This is a genomic window from Streptomyces sp. QH1-20 (genome assembly GCF_041283565.1).
GTDB lineage: Bacteria > Actinomycetota > Actinomycetes > Streptomycetales > Streptomycetaceae > Streptomyces > Streptomyces syringius.
This window is the reverse complement of record NZ_CP166299.1, coordinates 5,793,566-5,813,551: the sequence shown is the minus strand read 5'-3', so window position 1 is coordinate 5,813,551 and position 19,986 is coordinate 5,793,566. Positions and strand designations below refer to the sequence as shown.

General features: G+C 71.3%; 14 protein-coding genes. 8 read left to right on the top strand and 6 right to left on the bottom strand.

The genetic code is table 11. The features are described 5' to 3' along the window. Positions 1–11: 11 nt before the first annotated feature. The 5 genes from eccCa (at position 12) to AB8O64_RS26430 (ending at position 7,723) form a co-directional block, all read left to right on the top strand. Positions 12–3,971, top strand: coding sequence for a type VII secretion protein EccCa (gene eccCa / locus AB8O64_RS26450; protein ID WP_370421734.1), 3,960 nt, complete (start codon positions 12–14; stop codon positions 3,969–3,971). 112 nt (positions 3,972–4,083) lie between these two features. After that, positions 4,084–4,533: a type VII secretion target gene (locus tag AB8O64_RS26445; RefSeq protein WP_370421733.1), complete on the top strand. Its 450-nt coding sequence runs from the start codon at positions 4,084–4,086 to the stop codon at positions 4,531–4,533. A gap of 15 nt (positions 4,534–4,548) precedes the next feature. After that, positions 4,549–6,792 (top strand): DUF6571 family protein, encoded by a 2,244-nt coding sequence (locus AB8O64_RS26440; RefSeq protein ID WP_370421732.1) that lies wholly within the window; start codon positions 4,549–4,551, stop codon positions 6,790–6,792. A 5-nt stretch (positions 6,793–6,797) separates the two neighbouring features. Further along, entirely contained in the window at positions 6,798–7,466 is a 669-nt protein-coding gene (locus tag AB8O64_RS26435) for a hypothetical protein (RefSeq protein WP_370421731.1), read from the top strand. Positions 7,467–7,486: 20 nt separating this feature from the next. After that, positions 7,487–7,723 carry a DUF397 domain-containing protein gene (locus AB8O64_RS26430; RefSeq protein WP_370421730.1) on the top strand — a complete coding sequence of 79 codons (237 nt, stop codon included), beginning with the start codon at positions 7,487–7,489 and terminating at the stop codon, positions 7,721–7,723. Positions 7,724–7,801: 78 nt separating this feature from the next. Here the strand turns inward: AB8O64_RS26430 and AB8O64_RS26425 are convergent, their stop codons facing one another. The 6 genes from AB8O64_RS26425 to eccB all read right to left on the bottom strand — a co-directional run bounded on the left by AB8O64_RS26425 (position 7,802) and on the right by eccB (position 14,494). Then, positions 7,802–8,077, bottom strand: a complete 276-nt coding sequence (locus tag AB8O64_RS26425; protein ID WP_370421729.1) for a WXG100 family type VII secretion target — start codon at positions 8,075–8,077, stop codon at positions 7,802–7,804. A 48-nt stretch (positions 8,078–8,125) separates the two neighbouring features. After that, on the bottom strand, positions 8,126–8,470 hold the full coding sequence (locus AB8O64_RS26420; RefSeq protein ID WP_130880209.1) for a WXG100 family type VII secretion target: 345 nt from the start codon (positions 8,468–8,470) through the stop codon (positions 8,126–8,128). A 133-nt stretch (positions 8,471–8,603) separates the two neighbouring features. Then, the gene (locus AB8O64_RS26415) at positions 8,604–10,055 is read right to left on the bottom strand and encodes a PQQ-binding-like beta-propeller repeat protein (RefSeq protein ID WP_370421728.1); all 1,452 of its coding nucleotides are present in this window, start codon (positions 10,053–10,055) and stop codon (positions 8,604–8,606) included. Positions 10,056–10,110: 55 nt separating this feature from the next. Next, entirely contained in the window at positions 10,111–11,535 is a 1,425-nt protein-coding gene (locus AB8O64_RS26410; RefSeq protein ID WP_370421727.1) for a PQQ-binding-like beta-propeller repeat protein, read from the bottom strand. A gap of 24 nt (positions 11,536–11,559) precedes the next feature. After that, positions 11,560–12,891 carry a type VII secretion-associated serine protease mycosin gene (mycP, locus tag AB8O64_RS26405; protein ID WP_370421726.1) on the bottom strand — a complete coding sequence of 444 codons (1,332 nt, stop codon included), beginning with the start codon at positions 12,889–12,891 and terminating at the stop codon, positions 11,560–11,562. Between the two features lie 4 nt (positions 12,892–12,895). After that, positions 12,896–14,494 (bottom strand): type VII secretion protein EccB, encoded by a 1,599-nt coding sequence (gene eccB, locus AB8O64_RS26400; protein ID WP_370421725.1) that lies wholly within the window; start codon positions 14,492–14,494, stop codon positions 12,896–12,898. Positions 14,495–14,689: 195 nt separating this feature from the next. On the opposite strand from eccB, the gene eccE reads away from it, so the two are divergent. The 3 genes from eccE to AB8O64_RS26385 all read left to right on the top strand — a co-directional run bounded on the left by eccE (position 14,690) and on the right by AB8O64_RS26385 (position 19,915). Next, positions 14,690–16,018 (top strand): type VII secretion protein EccE, encoded by a 1,329-nt coding sequence (gene eccE, locus AB8O64_RS26395; protein WP_370421724.1) that lies wholly within the window; start codon positions 14,690–14,692, stop codon positions 16,016–16,018. Next, on the top strand, positions 16,018–16,770 hold the full coding sequence (locus AB8O64_RS26390; RefSeq protein WP_370421723.1) for a hypothetical protein: 753 nt from the start codon (positions 16,018–16,020) through the stop codon (positions 16,768–16,770). The genes eccE and AB8O64_RS26390 overlap by 1 nt, the downstream gene beginning before the upstream one ends. A gap of 358 nt (positions 16,771–17,128) precedes the next feature. Further along, positions 17,129–19,915, top strand: a complete 2,787-nt coding sequence (locus AB8O64_RS26385; RefSeq protein WP_370421722.1) for an SCO5717 family growth-regulating ATPase — start codon at positions 17,129–17,131, stop codon at positions 19,913–19,915. The last annotated feature ends 71 nt before the right edge of the window (positions 19,916–19,986 follow it).

Below are 19,986 nucleotides of genomic sequence, written 5' to 3'. Positions count from 1 at the left end.
TGAGGCAGTCCGTGAGCCAGGTCGTCGTCAAGCGCCAGCCGCGGGCTCTCCCGCCTGAGGTGCCGAGCGCGGAACTACGGCTGGAGTCCCCTCCGGAGCTGCCGCGCGGCCGTCAGGAGGGCATGCTGATGCAGCTGTTGCCCACCTTGGGCATGGCTTCGTCGGCGGTGTACTTCTTCATGCCGGGGGCCGCCCCGATGATGAAGATCATGGGCTTCCTGATGATGGTCTCGACGCTCGGCATGACCATCACCATGATCGTCCGGCATCGGCAGGGCACCCAGGGCGAGCTGGCGGACCTGCGCCGTGACTACCTCAAATACCTCGCGCAGACGCGAAGGACCGTGCGGCGGACCGCCCGCGCGCAGCGCGACGCCCAGTTCTACACGCACCCCGCGCCCGAGCAGCTGTGGTCGGTGGTCGCCGAGGGGAGCCGGGTGTGGGAGCGGCGGGTGAGCGACGACGACTTCGGGCAGGCCCGGATAGGGCTCGGCGCGCAGCAGCTCGCGACCCCGCTGGTGGCCCCCGAGACGGCGCCGATGGACGAGCTGGAGCCCCTGACGGCCGGTGCGATGCAGCGGTTCCTCGCCACGCACGGCTCGTTGGACGGCATGCCGGTGGCGGTGTCGTTGCGGGCCTTCTACCACGTGACCCTGTCGGGTGAGCCGGAGACGGTGCACGGCTCGGCCCGCGCGCTGCTCGCGCAGCTCGCCACGCTGCACTCGCCGGAGGACCTGGTCGTCGCGGTCGTCGCGGGGCGCGGTGCGGCCGAGCGGTGGGAGTGGGCGAAGTGGCTGCCGCATGTGCAGGTGCCGGGCCGGATCGACGGCGCGGGCACGCGGCGGACCATCGGTGACGACCTCGGTGAGCTGGAGGAGTTGCTGGCGCCGCGGCTGGAGGGGCGTACCCGCTTCAGCCGGGACGGTCAGCCGCTGCTGGACCAGCCGCATGTGGTGGTCGTCCTGGACGGTGCCACGGTGCCGCCGGACTCGGCGTTCGCTGCTGCCGAGGGTCTGCAGGGTGTCACCGTCGTCGAGGTGGTCCCCGGTGAGCTGGACGAGGAGCGCGGCGGGCTGTCGGTGATCGTCTCCCCGGGGCGGCTGCGTCTCCAGTCGCAGGTCGCGGCGTACGAGGGGGAGCCGGACACGCTGTCCCCGGAGGCCGCCGAAGCGCTCGCCCGGCAGCTCGCGCCGCTGCGGACGGGTGGTGGCGACGATGACGAACCGCTGCTCGCCAACCTCGATTTCACCGATCTGCTGGCCCTGGGCGACGCGGGCTCGGTGGACACCGCGCGCAGTTGGCGGCCGCGGTCGGCGGCGGAGCGGCTGCGGGTGCCGATCGGTGTCGGTGAGGACGGCTCGCCCGTCATGCTCGACCTCAAGGAGGCGGCGCAGGACGGCATGGGCCCGCACGGCCTGTGCGTCGGCGCGACCGGCTCGGGCAAGTCCGAGCTGCTGCGCACCCTGGTGCTGGGGCTCGCCGTCACGCATTCCTCGGAGACGCTGAACTTCGTGCTCGCGGACTTCAAGGGCGGCGCGACCTTCACGGGCATGTCCCGGCTGCCGCACGTCGCCGCCGTCATCACCAACCTCGCGGACGACCTGACACTGGTCGACCGCATGCGGGACTCCATCACCGGTGAGCTCCAGCGCCGCCAGGAGCTGCTGCGCTCGGCGGGCAACTACGCCAACACGCACGACTACGAGAAGGCGCGGCTGGCCGGTGCCCCGCTGGAGCCGCTCGCTTCACTCGTCCTGGTGATCGACGAGTTCAGCGAGCTGTTGACGGCCAAGCCGGACTTCATCGACATGTTCATCCAGATCGGCCGCATCGGCCGGTCCCTGGGCGTGCACCTGCTGCTGGCGTCGCAGCGGCTGGAGGAGGGCCGGCTGCGCGGACTGGAGACCTATCTGTCGTACCGCGTCGGCCTGCGGACGTTCTCGGCCGCCGAATCCCGTACGGCGCTGGGCGTCCCGGACGCCTACCACCTGCCGTCCATTCCCGGCTCGGGGTACCTCAAGTTCGGTACGGACGAGATGACGCGCTTCAAGGCGGCGTACGTCTCCGCGCCCTATCGCACCGGCTCCCTGGATCCGGCGGGCTCGGACCTGACCGTCGAGCGCCGCCCGGTGCTGTTCACGGCCGCCCCGGTGCCCGTCACCTATCTCGCGCCGGATCCGTCCGCCGTCCGTCCGGACGACGGGGACGACACCTCGGACGACGCCCTGTCCGACACGGTCCTCGATGTCATCGTCCGCCGTCTCGACGGCCAGGGGCCGCCGGCCCATCAGGTCTGGCTCCCGCCCCTGGACGAGGCGCCCTCTCTCGACCAGCTGCTCCCGCCGCTCGCCCCGGTGGAGGGCCGCGGTCTGAGCGCGGACGGGTACGGGCGCCCGGGCGGGCTGGTCGTACCGCTGGGGCTGGTGGACAAGCCGTTCGAGCAGAAGCGCGACGTGCTGCACCGGGACTTCTCGGGGGCCGCGGGTCACATGCTGGTCCTGGGCGGCCCGCGCTCGGGCAAGTCGACGCTGCTGCGCTCGATGGTCGGCGCGTTCGCGCTCACGCACACCCCGGCCGAAGTGCAGTTCTACGGTCTGGACTTCGGCGGTGGCGGCATGGTCGCCCTCGACGGTCTGCCGCACGTCGGCGGCGTCGCCTCGCGGCTCGACGCGGACAAGGTGCGGCGCACGGTCGCCGAGGTCGCGGGGGTGCTGAACCGGCGGGAGGCGTTCTTCCGGGACCACGCCATCGACGGCATCGCCACCTACCGGCGCCGGCGCGCGGCCGGGCAGCTGCCGGACGAGCCGTGGGGCGATGTGTTCCTGCTCATCGACGGCTGGCAGTCCTTCCGCACGGAGTTCGAGCACCTCGAGCCCGTCATCACCGACATCGCGGCCCGCGGTCTCGGCTTCGGCGTGCACCTGGTGATCACCGCCGCCCGCTACATGGAGATGCGCGCGGCCCTCAAGGACCAGCTGCTGAGCCGGCTGGAACTGCGCCTCGGCGACCCCACCGACTCCGAATTCGACCGCAAGAGCGCCAGGAACGTCCCCGTCAACGCCCCGGGCCGCGGCATCACGCCCGAGGCGCTCCACTTCCTGGGCGCGGTGCCGCGCGTGGACGGCCGGCCGGGCGGCGGCGAGGACCTCGCGGAGGCCACGGCCGCTTTCGTCCGGTCGGTGGAAGGCAACTGGCACGGCCCGCACGCGCCACGGGTACGGATGCTCCCCCATCTGCTGCCGGCCGATTCGCTGCCCGCGGGCAACGCCGCCCCGGACCGGGGTGTCGCCATCGGCATCGACGAGATGAACCTGGAACCCCTCTTCGTCGACTTCGACCAGCAGCCGCTGTTCGCCGTCTTCGGCGAGTCGGGGGCGGGCAAGACGGCGATGCTGCGGCTGCTGATCAAGCAGCTCACCGAGCGGTACACACCGGAGGAGGCGCTGTTCTGCGTCGGTGACTACCGGCGCGGGCTGCTGGAGTGCGTCCCGGAGCCGTATCTGGTGGGGTACGCGACCACGCAGAACGCCCTGGAGAAGTACATGGGCGACATGAACGCCCTCATCGCCGGCCGGATCCCCGGCCCGGACGTCACCCCGCAGCAGTTGCGTACGCGCAGCTGGTGGCAGGGGCCGCGGGCGTTCGTCGTGATCGACGACTACGACCTGGTCTCCTCCTCGTCGGGCAACCCCATGAGCGTGCTGCTCGACAATCTGCCCTTCGCGCGCGACGCGGGCGTCAACATCATCCTGGCCCGCAACACGGCGGGCGCCGGACGCTCGTCGTACGAGGCTTTCATCCAGCGCTTCAAGGAGCTGGGCGCCCAGGGTGTGCTGCTCTCGGGCCACCCGAGCGAGGGCGAGCTCCTGGGCGACATGAAGCCCCGCCCCCTGCCGCCGGGCCGCGGTGTCTTCGTCTCGCGGCGCCAGGGGTCCGCGCTGATCCAGACGGGGTGGCTGCCGGCGGAGTGAGGGGTGCGGCGGGTGTGACGGCACCGGTGAAGATCCACGGAAACGGGTCCGGGTGTCATGGCCGGGCGCTAGCGTCGTACACACCTGCCAACACGTGTGCCGGGGAGGCGACATGGCGCTCGACGAGGAGTGGGACCGTCGGTTCAACCCACATCGCTACGACGGCTCCGGCAAGCCCACGGGCGAGTCGATGCGGCTCGCGAGCTCGAAGGACGCGACGGGTGGGGCGGGGACCGCGGGGCCGCGCCGATTACGGGTCTCCCCGTCCTTCCTCCGGGACAAGGCGGGCAAGGCGGACGAGGTGCGGGCGGCCTTCAGGAAGACCGACGACAGTGCGGTCGGCACGGGAGGGGCCGGTTCGGTCGCCGAGGGGCTCAAGGGCTTTCGCTCCTCCCCCGCGTTCGCGGTCTTCCTCGACCGCTGGCGGGCTCAGATGAACGAGCTGGAGCGTTCACTGCGGCACGAGGTCGCGGCGCCCCTGCGGGCGGCGGCGCGTGACTTCCACGCGGACGACCAGCACACGCGCGGCACGTTCGACCGGTTCGACCGGTTCGGCGGGTAGGGAACGGCACGGACCATGTTGGGCTACCGGACCCTACGAGACGCGAACCTGGCCGCTCTGGAGGCGGCGGTCGAGGCGTGGCAGGCCCTGCCGAAGAGGCTCCAGGGCGTGGGCGACACGTTCGGCCACGAGGTCGAGAACCCGCTGTACGCCTGTGACTGGGAAGGCGAGGCGGCCACCGCCTGCTTCCGCAACCTGGCCCGTACGCGAACGGAGCTGCTGGCCGCGGCCGAGGAGGCCCGGGACGTCCACGCCGTTCTCGACTACGCGCTCGGCCGGTTCCGCGCGGCCCGCAGGACGCTGGACCAGGTCGCGGAAGCGGTCGCCCGCGACCGGCACTTGAAGCAGAACGACGACGGGCGCGTGTACGCCGAGGCCGATTCCTCGGCCCTCACCAAGGGCTATCAGGAGACGGTCGCCGCACACAACGACACGGTGGCGCGGGCGCTCCGGTCCGCCACGGAGGCCGACGACGACCTCTACTGGGCGCTGCTCCAGGACCCGAACGGCTCGCACGACCGGGGCTTCAACCAGGACGGCTACGACCGCGCCGGCCGGCGGCAGGCCGAGCAGGACGCGGAACGAGCCCTGGAACTGGCAGCCAAGGGCTCCGCCATGAGCGACGCGGAGCTCACCCGGCTGAGCGCGCTGCTCGGAGCCCACCGCGACGACCCGCTCTTCGGTGAACGCATCGCCACCGCCCTCGGCCCCCAGGGCGTCCTCCGCTTCTGGGCCGAGATGGCCGACCCGCAGCGGGTCGGCCCGGGCCGGGGCCGGGCGGACCTGCTGCGGGGTCTTCAGGAGAGCCTCGGCGTCACCCTGGCCTCGGCGACACAGGTCGACAGCAAGGCGATGGACTCCTGGAAGGCGGGGATCATCGAGGCGGGCGGGAAGAAGATCGGCACCGACGCCGCGGGAAACCCCTGGGGCTTCCAGGTCATGAGCAATCTGATGCGGCACGGTGAGTACGACGGCACATTCCTCACCGCGTACGGCGAAGCCCTCATCCGCATGGACAAGAAGGTCAACAGCGGTGACCTGTCCTTCTGGACGAACCCCGCCAACACCGCGGACCTCACTTACCACGGCGGAAAGAACGACCGCGGCCAGGACCCGATGACGGGCTTCCTCCAGGCCCTGGGCCACAGCCCGGAGGGCGCGGCGCGATTCTTCAAACCACCGGCTGGCGTTTCGGGCCCGGTCGACAAAGAGTCGGAGGTCAACGACAACCTCTGGTACCTCGCCAAGGACCGCCACTGGCACCCCGACGTCACCTTCACCGGCGACTCCGGCAGGATCGCGGGCTACAACGCCCTGGGCCACGCGCTGGAGGCGGCGACGACGGGCAGCCCGTACGACACCGCGTCGGGTGCGGACCGCCGGAGCGGGGCGACGGCGAGGGTGATGGAACAGGTCGCGTACGTCTACGGCGACGACAACTCCCTGATGCACCGGCAGTCGGGCATCGCCGACAGCCTCGGCAGGATGGGAGCGGCGTACATCGACGATCTCAACTACGCCGTCTCCGGCATCGGCGACCGCGGCGTGGGCCAGGACGCGGTGGCCTTCCCGGCGAAGTACGAGAACCGGGCGGAGTTCGGCCGCTACGGCGCGATCGGTTTCCTCAGCACACTGGGCCAGAACGAAACGGCCCACGGATATGTGTCACGGGCCGAGCACCTGCATACGTTGAGCGCGCTGGACGCGAACCCGGCGACGGACGAGGCGGGTTACGTCCGCGGCCGCAGCGCGCTCCTGACGGAGGCGGAGGTGCGCGGCATCCTCGACCACGCCCGGGTGGAACAGGCGGCGGCGGACCATGCGCATGATGCCGAGGAGAACAACAAGAGCTTGGCCCGGTCGACGGAGTGGAAGAAGTGGGTCGTGGGAGCCACGATCGGTGCGGGGGTCGCGGTGCTGCCGGTGCCGGGGGCGGCGGCGGTGGGGGTCTCGGTCGTGCCGCTGGCGGGTGAGACGGCGGGCGGGATGGTGAATACGTATGTGGGGCAGCGGTTTGACAGGGCGGCTGAGGCGGTTGAGTTGAAGCCGGATGAGGCCGTCAAGGTTGATAAGAACGAGTTCTATCGGGCGGGGGAAAACGACATCGCGGAGACTTATTCGGCATACCTAAGGGGGCAATCGAGCTCTGCCCAACAGGCCGATTACGCAGATCTGAAAAGCGACATCAAGGATATGTACAGCAGCACTGGGCCCAACACAGATGATCACCTCGGCCGCACGCCTCACGAAAAGGACTAGCCACGGTGGGATATCCGCGACACGTCGCATTGATGTGCGCACTGCTCGCGACACCCAACCTCTCCTGCGCCAACAATCAGGCCTCACAGCCCACCCCGTCGACCCTGCCCGCACTTAAGGTGTGCGACTCACTGCTTCCAGACGCGGCAGCACGAAAGCTTGAGGATCTCACCGGCCTGAAGCGATTCAGCGAGGACGGCAAGGAGGACACCAAAGCCTTCTCCTCGAAACTGCGCAACCTTGAAGAGACCCATGAAGGGTGGGAGGAGCAAGAGCTATGTCGACTCATCAGCGACATCGACGAGAGTGGTAGAGAGAAGCGCCTAATCGTCTCCGTATCCTTCTGGTGGAGCGATATCGAGGTAACCAAGCCTCACATGGAAACCACCCGCCAGGTAAGGTCTGGGAAGCTCACCCTCTACAAGCTTGGGGCTCGCGGCGAAGCCCGTGACAATGGCGCCACCATCTATTTTCCATGCGCTCGAGAAAGCCCACCGCAGAGCGGGAAAGTCCTACGAGCCGGACTCTGGACCGCCAACACCAAACTCACAGGCCAAGCAGGCCGAAACGCCAGGATCACCATCCTCAACGCCGCCGCGCGAAAGATCGCCCGGCAGCTCGGCTGCCTCGGCACCGCCAATCTCCCCGAAATGTTCCACAAGACAACACGATAACCCGCAAAGGAGCCCGACAAATGGCTGACGAACAAGAAAAAGCCGAGCTGTACGCCATGGACATCTCCGGTGCCGAGTGGCTCAGCGCCCCCGGCACCGACGCCTCCGACGAGCGTGTCGAGATCGCGTATCTGGCCAACGGGGCCGTGGCCATGCGGTCGTCGGCCGATCCGGAGACCGTGTTGCGCTACACCGAGGGCGAGTGGCGTGCGTTCGTGCTCGGGGCTCGGGACGGCGAGTTCGATCTCGAGCCCTGATACGCCGACGGGGCGTGCCCGGACGGTAGTCCTCCTGGCACGCCCCATCCATCAGGTCGCCGCAGCCACTGCGATCCGCTAGAACCGGCCCGCGTTCTTCTTGTCGACGGCCTGGTAGCTGTGGGTGGCCTCGCGGAGGAGGTCGCCGATCTTCTGGAGAGTCTGGGTGAGGTCCTGGGCCGTGGCGTCCCAGCCGCGCTGGCGGGCGTAGAAGGCCTCCTTGGCCTCACCGTCCCAGTCGTCGACGACGTTCTTGACCTGCGTCTGGAGGTCCCCCAGGCGCTGCGCCATCGTCGTGGCGGACTTCTTCACCGACTCGGAGGCGTTGATGACGCCCTCGTACGTGATTTCCATCGGAACTCCCTGTCTTGCTGCGTCGTGGCCGCGTACTGCGAAGAAGTGCTACGAAGTGACGTTGAAGCGCGACAGCACGCCGCTGCTGCCGGCGCCGCCGTCGATCTTGAAGCTGTTCAGGCGGTCGGCTTCGTTCTGGTTGAACCCGTCACGGCTCGCCTGAAGCGCTTCGCGGGTGAAGTCCAGGTACTCGTTGAGCTTGCGGACGTCCTCGTTCACCCGTCGCTGCAGCTCGGCGTACTGGACCTGGGCGTCGCTTCGCCAGTGGGAGCTGATGCCGTCCACGACGGTGGTCAGGTTGCGGATGGTGTCGCCCAGCATGGTCTTGACCTCGTCGAGGTCACCCACGGCCTTCTTGAGCTTTTCATCATGCGTACTGAGCTTGCCGGACATGATTCACCGTCTCCTTGTTGGGATTCGCCCCGTTGGCCGTGCCACCGCATCACTCTAGTCACATGCGGTGACTCCTCCAACTCATTTGAGTAGTCATTGAGTTGTGGTACTCAGCGGATCTGAGTAGCCGTACTCACTGGGTGTCGTCCGGCGCGCTGATCGCGAGGATCATTCCGCTGTCCTCGTCCGCGAACCCGCCGTCGTTGACGAGGAGCAGGCGATCGTTCGTCAGGCGGGGGAAGCCCTCGGATTTCGCCATGAGGGTTTCGTTCTTCAGGTCCGCCGACGTGCCCGTGTGGTCGACGGTGCGTTCCGCTTTGCCGGTGGACGTGGTGACGTAGGAGATCCGGCCGGGGCGGTCCGGGGTGGCGAAGGTGTACGCGGCGAGGCGGCCCTTGCGTACGGACACGGGCACGGTGAGCCGGTTGGCGTCGGCCTTGAAGGTCCAGCGCTCCTTGCCGCTGGAGAGGTCGTAGGCCATGGTCACACCGCGGCCGGCGACGTAGAGGGATTCCTTCGTCACGAGGGCCCCGGTGCAGCCGGAGGTGGCGAGGAAGCAATTGCCCCGCTGCCAGAGGGTGTTGTAGCCGACGCGGGCCTTTTCCTTTCCGTTCTCCGGGTCCAGCACGACGAAGTCGTACTGGTTGTCCGGGCCCCCGTTGCCCGGGGCCTGGGAGAGGACCAGCGGATCGGTGGAGATGATGGAGAGGAAGCCGTCATTGCGCTTGATGGTCCGGCTCCACCGCGACTTCTCCAGTTTCTTGGGGTTGATCGAGCGGATCTTGATGCTGTCCGATCCGCAATAGGTGATGGCGATCAGCCGGTCGCCGCCCGCGGAGTCGACCATTTCGCAGCTGTCGCGCTTCTCCTCCTCCATGCGCTTGCCGTCCTTCAGACGCCGTGTCTGCTCGCCGTTGCCCCAGATCGCGTAGACGTGGCCGTCGTGGAGGGCGAGTTCGAGGTTGGCCTTGGCCCACTTGCCGGGGGTGAGGGAATCGCCCGCGTCCTTCTCCGGGACGAGCAGTTCCTCCCAGATCCGCTTGCCGCTCCGCAGGTCGACGGCCATCAGGTGGGTACAGACACTGCCGAACCTGGCGGCGATGACGGCGACGTTCCCCTCGGATTCCCGGGAGGCCGAGCAGAGCGGGCCCTGGAGGAGGAAGGACCACTTCTTCGCGCCGGTCCTGATGTCGTAGGCGGTGACCATGTCCGGCTCGGCCTTGACGACGAGCGAGGAGGTGAACCAGGTGCCCAGGGCCTGCCTGTTGTCCTTGTCCGGCTTGGTGCGGGCCTCGGCCATCCACGCGACCCGCCCCGCGGCGGGGCCCTTCGCGGTGGCCGCCGGCTTCTTCGCCCCGGACGAGTCGTCACCGGTGAACGCCCAGAGCGCCCAGCCGCCCGCGGCGAGCAGGACGGCGAGCACCAGGCCTATGAGGGCCGGTTTGCGCCAGGCGGGCGGGCCGCTGCTGGGTGAGGGCGCGGAAGGGCCGGACCCGGTGTAGGGCGGGACGGGGGGCGGCGTCACCGGGGGCAGCGGCGCCGATGGCGGCTGGTGCGGATAGCCGTAGCTCGGTGGTTGCGTCACTGACTGGACTCCTGCGTTCTCGTTCTGGTGGCTCGGCGGGGCTGACAGGGGCGGGTCAGTGGAACGACATGATCATCGAGGGGTCGCTCATGCCCTCTTCCGGGACCAGATAGAAGTGGTCGTCACGGAAGTAGGCGGTGCCGCGGCGGGCGAGGGAGTACTCCCGTTCGGCGGACTCCTGGGGCAGCTTCATGAAGACGGTGGGGGTGCCGTCGGCGGGGTCGAGGGAGAGCAGCTTGCCGCCCTCGTCCTTGGTGGCCATCTGGTAGACGAGCAGGCGGCCGTCGTGCATGGCGAGGGGCCGGTTGGCGCGGTTGCCACCGAGGGGGGCGGTCCAGCGCTTCTTACCCGTGGCCAGATCGACCGCGACGACGGCGGTGACGCTCACCCCGTCCTGGTTCGTCTCGTCACTGCGGGTGGAGAGGTAGACCGTCCTGTCGTCGGTCACCGTCCTGTCGCAGGACTCCAGCACCCCTTTTCGGCATTCCTCGAAGTGGTACGGGCCCGCCGAGATGGATATCAGGGCCTTCAGCCGGCCCTTGTCGTCCAGCGTCACGATGTCCGAGGGCGAGTTGTCGTTCTCCCGGCCCACCGCCAGCACCGGAGGGTCGGCGGAGAGGACGTTGTGCACCTCGATGCCGTCCATGACCTTCCAGGTCCACTTCTCCACGCCGGTCTTCGGGTCCACGTTCATCACGAACTGCCGCCCGAAGATCTGGCACTGGGCGACCGTGAGCTGCCGGTCGCCCTTCACGGCCGTGCCGCGCTCCATGCAGCCGTAGTTCTTGGCCTTGCGCTTCGCTCCGCTCTTGGCGTCGTAGACCAGGGCCTCGCCCACCTCGGCCACGTTGACGAGGCCGTTGCTGAGGGCGATGTTGGCGTTGCTGCGCATGTCCTTGTTGCCCTGCGCGTTGACCATGTCCTTCGTCCACAGCTGACGGCCGCGCTCGAGGTCGACGGCCATCAGCTTGTCGCATTCGAACTCCGCCTTGCCGTAGACGATCACCGCGACGCCGCCGTCCGGCTTGGGTGACTGTGTGCAGGCGAATCCCGGGACGGGGACGGTCCAGCTGGGCTTTCCGGTGGCGACGCTGTAGGCCGTCACCGTCTTCTTCGTGTTCATCACGACGTTGCCCTTGGCGAACCACAGCGGGGCCACCCGCTGGGCGTGGTCCTTGTCCGGGGAGGGCATGGGGACCATCCAGTCGAGCTTCGCGTCGACGGGACGTGTGGGCTTCGCCTCGGGGGCGGCCTTCTTGTCGTCCTTGCCCCAGAGCAGCCAGCCGCCCGTGCCCGCTCCGGCGACGAGCAGCACCGCGAGCGCGATGACGAGGCCCTTGCGGCGCCCGCCGGTGCGGGAGCCGCCCGGTGGTGGCCCGCTGTCTCCGGTCGGTGGCGGGCCGAAGGGCTGCGGCGCCGGGCCGAAGCCCTGGGGCACCGTCGGGCGCTGCGAGTCGTGTGGGGGAAGTGGCTGAGTCATGGGTTCCTTCGTGCCGGGTGCCGCCTAGTGCGAGGGGCGGCGCTTGCGGTCTCTTACGACCATGGCCGAGCCCGCGATCACGGCGATCAGGACGGCCGTGCCGCCCAGGGCGTACGTCGCGAGCCGCACCTTACGTTCCTGGGGTGTCTCACCCAGCGGCAGGGCTGCGGGCTGTGGGGCCGCGACGGTGCGGGCGGGGCCCTGGTGGGGGGTGACGCGGTCGATGGGGCGCTCGTCCTCGGTGAGGGCGCGGACGGGGTCGACCACCCCCCAGCCGATGTGCCGGTCGCGGGCGTCGGCGGCGCGTTCGGCGGTCTGCTCGATCTGCGCCACCACCTGGTGCTGCCGCCAGTCGGGGTGTTTGGCCCGGATGAGGGCGGCGACTGCGGCCACATACGGCGCGGAGAAGCTGGTGCCGTTGTCGACGCACTGGCCGCCGCCGGGGACGGTGGAGACCATCTCGACACCGGGGGCGGCGACGCCGATGAACGCACCGGACTGGGAGAAGGGGGCGCGTTCGTTGTTGCGGTCGGAGGCGCCGACGGCGAGCACGCCCGGGTAGGCGGCCGGGTAGGTGGCCTTGGACTTGCCGTCCTGCCCGTCGTTGCCCGCCGAGGCGATCACGACGACGTCGCGGGCGAGGGCCGCCTTGACGGCCAGCTCGAGGTCGGAGCCGGGGGCCAGCCGGTCGGTGGTGTCCTGGGAGATGTTGATGACGCGGGCGCCCTCGTCCACGGCCTTCTTGATGCCCACGGCGAGCGTCTTGGAGGTGCCGCTGCCCTTTTCGTCGTTCTGCCGGATGGGGATGATGACCGACTCCGGGGCGAGACCGACGAAGCCGCTGGCGGGCGACGGCCGGGCGGCGATGATGCCGGCGACCTTGGTGCCGTGGCCGACGAGGTCGACGGTGGCCCCCTGACTTCCGCCCTGGCTCCCGGTCGTGTCCCCGCTGCCGGTTCGGCCCTTGGCATCGCCGGTGGCCTTGTCACCTTTTTCTGTGCCCCCGCCCTTGCCTTCCGCGAGCAGGTCGGCGCCGCTGCCGACGTCCACGGCGTCCTTGAGCTGGGGGTTCCGGATGTCCACACCGGTGTCGATGACGGCGACGCGCACCGGGCGGCCGTGGGTGTCCTTGCCCTTGGTGTGCTGCCAGAGCTGGTCGAGGAGTACGCGTTGCAGGGCCCACGGCGTGCCCTTGATGGGCTTCGCGGGGTACGTGCACTGGCCGCTGCCCGACAGGGTCGGGGAGGCCGCGCCGGGGGCGGAGCCGCGTTCGGGCGCCGTCGGCCCCGCGGCCCCGCTCAGGGCCGTCACGAGCACGGCCGCCAGCAGTGTTCCGGTCATGGGTGTGGTCTTCATCAGGCTACGAACCCTGTGGCTGCTTGGCGCTGTTGGAGTCCAGGCGCGGTCCGGTCGGCAGGAAGGCGGACCAGTTCGCGGGCACGGGGACGGGGTCGACGTCCCGGTAGCCGAGTCTGGTGCGGGCCTCGTCGGGCTGCTGCCGGCCGGGCGCGGGGGCTTCTGCGGCGTCCGCCTCCTCGGCCGTGCCCGGTGCCGGGGTGGGCTTCCGGCCGATCCGTGAGGTGTCCTTGGCGCTGTCGTTGTTGGACTGCACGGCGTAGCGCAGTCCGGTGTCGGCGACGAGGAAGACCGCGCCGCTTCTGGTCTGGCGTCCGGTGACCTGGCGGTAGAGGAGACCGGAGCCGGGGGTGACGTACGCGCTGGTGGCGCCGTCGGGGATGGTGGCGGGGTAGTCGGTGCCCGCCCAGGTGCCCAGGCTGAGGGTGCCCTTGGCGCTCATGCCGCCGAACAGGCTGCACACGGTGTCGTTGGCGGTGCCGCCCGCGGCGGGGTCGACGGAGTTGGCCTGGCGCGGCACCAGGTCGGGCCAGCGGGCGGTGCCGTAGAACTCCTCGGCGTCGGGCGTGAAGTCCGCGGCGCTGACCCGCTCGGGGGCGCCGGCCTGGCCGAGGGAGGCCAGTGCCTTGCTGTTGAGCAGCAGCTTGGCGACGAACTCCGAGACGCGCGCGACCTTGCCGGGCAGCACCACGTAAGTCTGGGTGCCGGTGCCGGCCGGGGCCTGGAGGATCGTGCCGATGCGGTTGGCCCGAGTGCTGAGGGTGGGCACGCCGGCCGGTTCGCCGATGGCGCCGCGCACCTTGGGGAAGGTGATGGGCGTGCCTTCGTCGAACGTGCCGAGCCAGTCCTTGGTGACGCGCTGCGGGACGGCGCCGTCGCGGAAGAGGGAGCGGAGCAGCAGATTGTGGTCGGCGGTGTCGGCGCTTCGCCAATCGGGGCCGCCGATGAGGTATTTGGTGCCCTTGGGGTCGATGAGATAGCGGGCGTCGTCCGGCCCCTGGACGTACAGGGCCTGGCCGCCCCGCAGCCGCTGCGGTCCGTTCAGCCGCTTCCCCTTCGGGTCACGGTCCGAGAAAAGGAAAACCGCCTTTTGAGTGGTTTTCCCGTAACCGCCGGGCTGTTGGCATACCGCCCACTGCTTCTGTTTGCCCGCTTGGCCGGCGCTGGGCATACGGTCCGGCGCGTAGGGAATGCCGAGAGTCGGGCCGCGCGGAATATGGCCGTTGTCGAGTTCTGATTCCCGGACCTTGATGACGGAGGCCTTGTCGGGCGTCAGCAGAAGCTTGGCGGAGGCCAGATTGAGCACCGGGTGGAGCTGCTTCCTGCCGTCGGTCATGAGGACGACGTAGCGGGTCGTGGACTCGCTGCCGACGATGACGTGGGCCTCGGGGGTGTCCCAGCCCTTGGGGGCGGTGGGCTTGAACATGCCCCACGCGCCGAAGCCCGCCACGAGCAGGGCGCCGACGACGATGCCGGGGAGCACGGTGCGCAGCGGGCGCGGTGCTCCTTCTTCCGTTCCGCTGGGCGAGGGTTGCAGAAAGGCGGCAACTGTCCGTTTCTTCGCGAAAGTGTAGGCGTTGAGTTCATCCCGCCGTGATGCCATGTTGCGCCGTTTCTCCCCAGTATTCGGCTTCGGTTGACGGGCGCCGCCCTCGGTCCCGGTGTCGTACCGACCCTCTACTATGCCCGTAGGCGAGGGAAGCCCGACGTCGGGGAGCTGCCTCGCAAGGGGCGGCGGACGATTTCGGCGCGGGTATTGCCGGTGCATTTCGGGATATACGAGGGGGCTTTGACGGGGATGGCTGCCGCGACGCGCGTACGGGCGGCGGGAGGCACGACGGGCCGGACCGGACCGGCGGGCCCGGAGCCCCGGCCGGACTCCGCCACCGCTCCGGCGGGTTCGGGGGCGGTGCTCCCGCGACCCGCCGCGGGGCCCGGCGCCTCGTTGTTGCGGCAGCTGGTGCTCGTCGAGGTGGCGGTGGCCGTCGTGCTCGTCGGGTGGGCGGTCGGCCGGGCGGCGCTGGTGCCGGCGGCGGTGCTCGCCGTGGTGCTGGTGCTCCTCGCGGTGCTGCGCCGGGGTCACCGGCCGATCGTGGACTGGCTGACCACGGGCCTGGCGCTGCGGCGGCGTCTGCGGCGCGCGGCGGAGCCCGCGACCCCGGGGACGCATCCCGGGCTCGCGCCGGTCGTGGAGTGCGAACCGGCGCTGCGCACCGAGGCGTTCGCCGCCCGTGAGCAGCGCGTGGTGGGTCTGGTCGGGGACGGGACGTTCCTGACGGCGGTGCTGCGGATCGAGACCGTGGACGCCCCGCTGCGCGCGCACCGTACGGAGAAGGCGCTGCCGCTCGCCCTGTTGCGGGACGCGATGGACGTCGACGGCATCCGGCTGGAGTCCGTGCAGGTCGTGCAGAGCACGCTGCCGTCCCCCGCGCCGCATCTGCCCGATGGGGCGTTGGCCGCCCGGAGCTACGCGCCGCTGCAGGCACTGACCGGCTCCCCCGCCGTGCGGCTGACCTGGGTGGCGTTGAAGTTCGACCCGGAGCTGTGCCCGGAGGCCGTCGCCGCGCGTGGTGGTGGCGCGGAGGGCGCGCGGCGCTGTGTGCTGCGGGCGGCGGACCAGCTGGCGAGTCGGCTGCACGGCGCCGGCTTCAGGGCGGTGGTGCTGTCGGAGGAGGAGCTGACGGCCGCGATCGCCACGGCCGCGAGCGTCAATCCGATGGCCACGGCCCAGGCGGGGCGCACGGGGGCGGCCGCGCGCCGGACCGCTGAGACCGCCCGCGCCTGGCGTTGCGACGACCGGTGGCACAGCACGTACTGGGTGGGCCGCTGGCCCCGGTTGGGCCCGGCGGCGACTCCCCTGCCGCAGTTGGCCGCGCTGCTCACCTCACTGCCCGCGCCGACGACGACCCTGAGCCTGACGCTGGGCCGGGGCCGCACCCGCGGCGGTCGGCACGCACCGACGATGACGGGGCACGTGCGCATCACCGGGCGCAGCGCCGATGAACTCACGGCGATCGGCCGGGAGATGGAGCGGGCCGCGCGGGCCGTGAAGGTCGGGCTGGTCCGGCTGGACCGCGAGCAGGTGCCCGGCGTCCTCGCCACCCTGCCGCTGGGAGGGACCCGCTGATGAACCCCGCTTCCCCCACGCCCCCGCCCGCCCCCGCGCCCGCCGCCCGTCGGCCGCGCTTCGGGTTCGGGCTTCTCGGGCCCCGGCGCGGACGGCACGAGCTGTCGGCGGAGGAGTTCGACTCGCTGGCGCTGCCGGTGGGCGACGACGGTGTCGTCATCGGGACCGACACGCAGGGCGCCCCCGCGGTCCTCGGCCTCGGCCGCCCCAGCCCCTTCGACATGGTCCTGGTCGGCGGGGCGTGGACGGCGCAGGTCATCGCCGTGCGTTCGGTCGCCACCGGTGCCCGCGTCGCCGTCGAGACCGGACGCAGGCCGTTGTGGACGGCGCTCGCGCAGGCCGCCAACAGCGGGCAGCAGTGCGTCACCCTGCACGATGTGGGCCGGGTGACGCCGCAGGGCCCGTCGGTGCACAGCCCGGTGCTGCTCGTCCGTGACTGCGGTGCGCGTCCTCCTCGTGGCCGCGCCGGCTCCACCCCTTGGCAGTCGGTGCTGACCCTGCTCCCCTATCTGAGTCCCGTCGCCGCGCGCCTGATGGAGGCCGCGGACCTCGTCGGTATCCAGCGGGTCTCGCCGGAGGAGGCCCGGCAGGCAGGCCGCATCATGGGGCTGCCGCCGAGCGACGTGGAGGCGCTGTCCACGCTCCCGGACGGCGTCACCCTCTGGTGCACATCACGGTCGCGGATGTACGTCGCCACGCGACCGACCGAGCCCGAGGCGGGGTTGCTGGGCGCCGAGCGCCGGATGGACTGAGGGACGGGTCCCGGCTGCCGATTCCCTTCGAATAGGCGGCAGATAGCGGGACATGTCAGGAAGCCACCGCCGTCCGTACGTTCCGCGTGGGCGTGCGCCCGTATGCCTCGGAAGCAGCCCGGGGCACCGAGTCGGGCGCGGACGGGCAGGTGACAGCGGGGGCGACTGATGGGTCGGGGGCGGGCCTGCCGTAGCGCTACGGATGACGATTAGTCTTGGTGTGCGTACGCACGGGAGAACCCGCCGCCGGGCCTGTCGCGTCACCCATGGGGGACCCGGGCAGCCGGACGACGGGAACGGTCGGCCCCGACAGGCGGATCACATCGGGCGCCGGACCAAACCAGCAGCAGGAGGAATTGTGGGCAGCGATCGGAACGAGATCCGCGCGGCAGGGGACACAGCCGGCGAGGACCGGTCCGACGCCGAGCACGACTACGAGCACACCGGCGAGTTCACCATCGACTACTCGCCGCCCGCCTGGTACACGCAGAACCCGTCGCCCGCCCCGGGCCCCGGGGCTGTTCCCGCCGACGTGAGCGAGGCCGACGCGGCGGACGACACCCCGCCTCCGCCGCCCACGGGCGAGCCGCTGTGGCCGTCCCCCGCGGGCGGCGCCACGATGCCTTTCTCCAGTGCCGCGCCGCGGGAGGAGAACGCGGCCCTCGCAGGCGAGTCGAATGCCGCCGCACAGGGGGCGGACGAGGCCAGTGCCGACGCCCCGGCGCAGCCGGGCCCCGGGACCGAGGGCCGTACGGACACGGCGCCGACGGACACCGCTCCGGCGGCCTCCGACACTCCGGCCTCCGACGCTCCGGACGCCGGGGACACCGCGGCCGGCTCAGGTGCCGCGGACGGTCCGGCGGACCGGTCGTGGGAGCCGCCGTCGCCTCCGCAGGTCGCACTGCCGCCGCTTCCCCCGGACTTCCCGCCCGCGAGCCCGGGTACGTGGCCGCCGTCGGCGCCGGCCGCCGCCGCGCCGTTCCCCGGCGCCGGTGCGACCACGACGCCACCGCCCGCCCAGCCGGCCCCCCAGGCCTTCCCGCCCCCGACCGACCCCACGGCGCCGCAGGGCGGTTACGGCTACCCGCGCCCGGACGCGCGGGACGCCCCGGCCCCCACCGGCCCCCCGCTCCGGAGCGCACCCACCGAGCCGCCCGCGCCCCCGGCCGGCGGCTTCGGCTACCCCCGCCCGGACGCGCAGAGCGCCCCGGCCGTCGCGGCACCCGCGCCCGCCGGGCCCCCGCCGCCGCCGAGCGCCCCTCCCACCGAGGGCCCCCGGGCGGCAGCCGAGGCCGACTCCCCCGCGCCGACCGGTGGTTACGGCTACCCGCGCCCCGCCGCGGAAGCCCCCTCGGCGGAGCCGGAGCCGCACGCACCGCCTGCCGCCGCATCGATCCCGGCGCCGCGCGACCCCGCCCCCGACGCCCCCGCCCCGCTGCACCTTCCCGACCAGCAGGAAGGCCGGGAGGGTCAGGAGGGCCCGGGCACGGGCGGCTACGGCTACCCGCGCCCCGACGCGCAGGACGCCCCCGTTCCGGCACCGCAGAGCGGCTACGGCTACCCGCGGCCGCAGGACACCGGACCCGGTGCCGCCCCGCAGCCGTCGTACGACCAGCCCGGGGCGATGCCCCCGGCCGCCGTCCCCGGACAGCCCGGCCCGGCACAGCCGATGCCCGGTCAGCCCGCGCAGGCCCACCCGAGCCCCGTCATGCCGCCGCCCGGGCAGCAGGCCCCCGCGGCCGCTCCCGGTCCGTACGCCGCCCAGCCCGGCCCGCAGCCGCAGGCACCCCAGACACCCCAGGCTCCGCACCCCGCGTACGCCCCGCCCGGCGCGCTCCCCCCGGCCGCGTCCCAGGTGCCGCCCGGGGCCATGCCCGACCCCGCGCAGCCCGCCGCCCCCGTCGACCCGCGGACCGGCGGCTGGCCGGCCGTGGCGCCGGAGCAGCGGCAGCGGTCCGTGCACGGGGCACCGCTCGGGTATACCGCGGCGGTGGAGCTGTCCTCGGAGCGGCTGCTCAAGAACAAGCCCAAGCCGCGGAAGCAGAGCGGCAACAGCCGGTTCAAGTTCGGCGGCAAGAAGGAAGAGGCCGAGCGGCAGCGCAAGCTGGAGCTCATCCGGACGCCGGTGCTGTCCTGCTACCGCATCGCGGTCATCAGCCTCAAGGGCGGTGTCGGCAAGACGACGACCACCACCGCGCTCGGCTCGACGCTCGCCAGCGAGCGCCAGGACAAGATCCTCGCGATCGACGCCAACCCCGACGCGGGCACGCTCGGCCGCCGGGTGCGCCGCGAGACGGGTGCGACGATCCGTGACCTCGTGCAGGCGATCCCGGGCCTGCACAGTTACATGGACATCCGCCGTTACACCTCGCAGGCGCCCTCCGGTCTGGAGATCATCGCCAACGACGTGGACCCGGCGGTCTCGACGACCTTCAACGACGAGGACTACCGGCGGGCCATAGACGTCCTGGGCAAGCAGTACCCGATCATCCTCACCGACTCGGGCACCGGGCTGCTCTACAGCGCGATGCGCGGCGTCCTCGACCTCGCCGACCAGCTGATAATCATCTCGACGCCGTCCGTCGACGGTGCGAGCAGCGCCAGCACCACCCTCGACTGGCTCTCCGCGCACGGCTACGCCGAGCTCGTCTCGCGCAGCATCACGGTCATCTCCGGGGTCCGGGAGACCGGCAAGATGATCAAGGTGGAGGACATCGTGTCGCACTTCGAGACCCGCTGCCGCGGTGTCGTCGTCGTGCCCTTCGACGAGCACCTGGCGGCGGGCGCGGAGGTCGATCTCGACATGATGCGGCCGAAGACCCGCGAGGCGTACTTCAACCTGTCCGCGATGGTCGCCGAGGACTTCGTGCGGGCGCAGCAGCAGCAAGGCCTGTGGACCTCCGACGGCGGCACGCAGCCCCCGCACCTGGCCCCGCCGGTGCCGGGCGGCTACGCGCCGGACCCCGCTCAGCCCGGGTATGCCGGATACCCCGGCCAGGGCGCGCCCGCGGCCCCCAACCCGTACGGCGGGCAGCCGCAGCAGCCCCACCAGCAGCCGGGTCCGTATCAGCAGCCGGGCGGCTGGCAGCAGCCTTCCCAGCAGGGTGACTACGGCTATCCCCAGCAGTACCCCCCGCAGCAGTAACCACCGGGGACACGAAGGGGCCCCGGGCGGCGACTGCCGCCCGGGGCCCCTTCGTTTCACACGTACGCGGT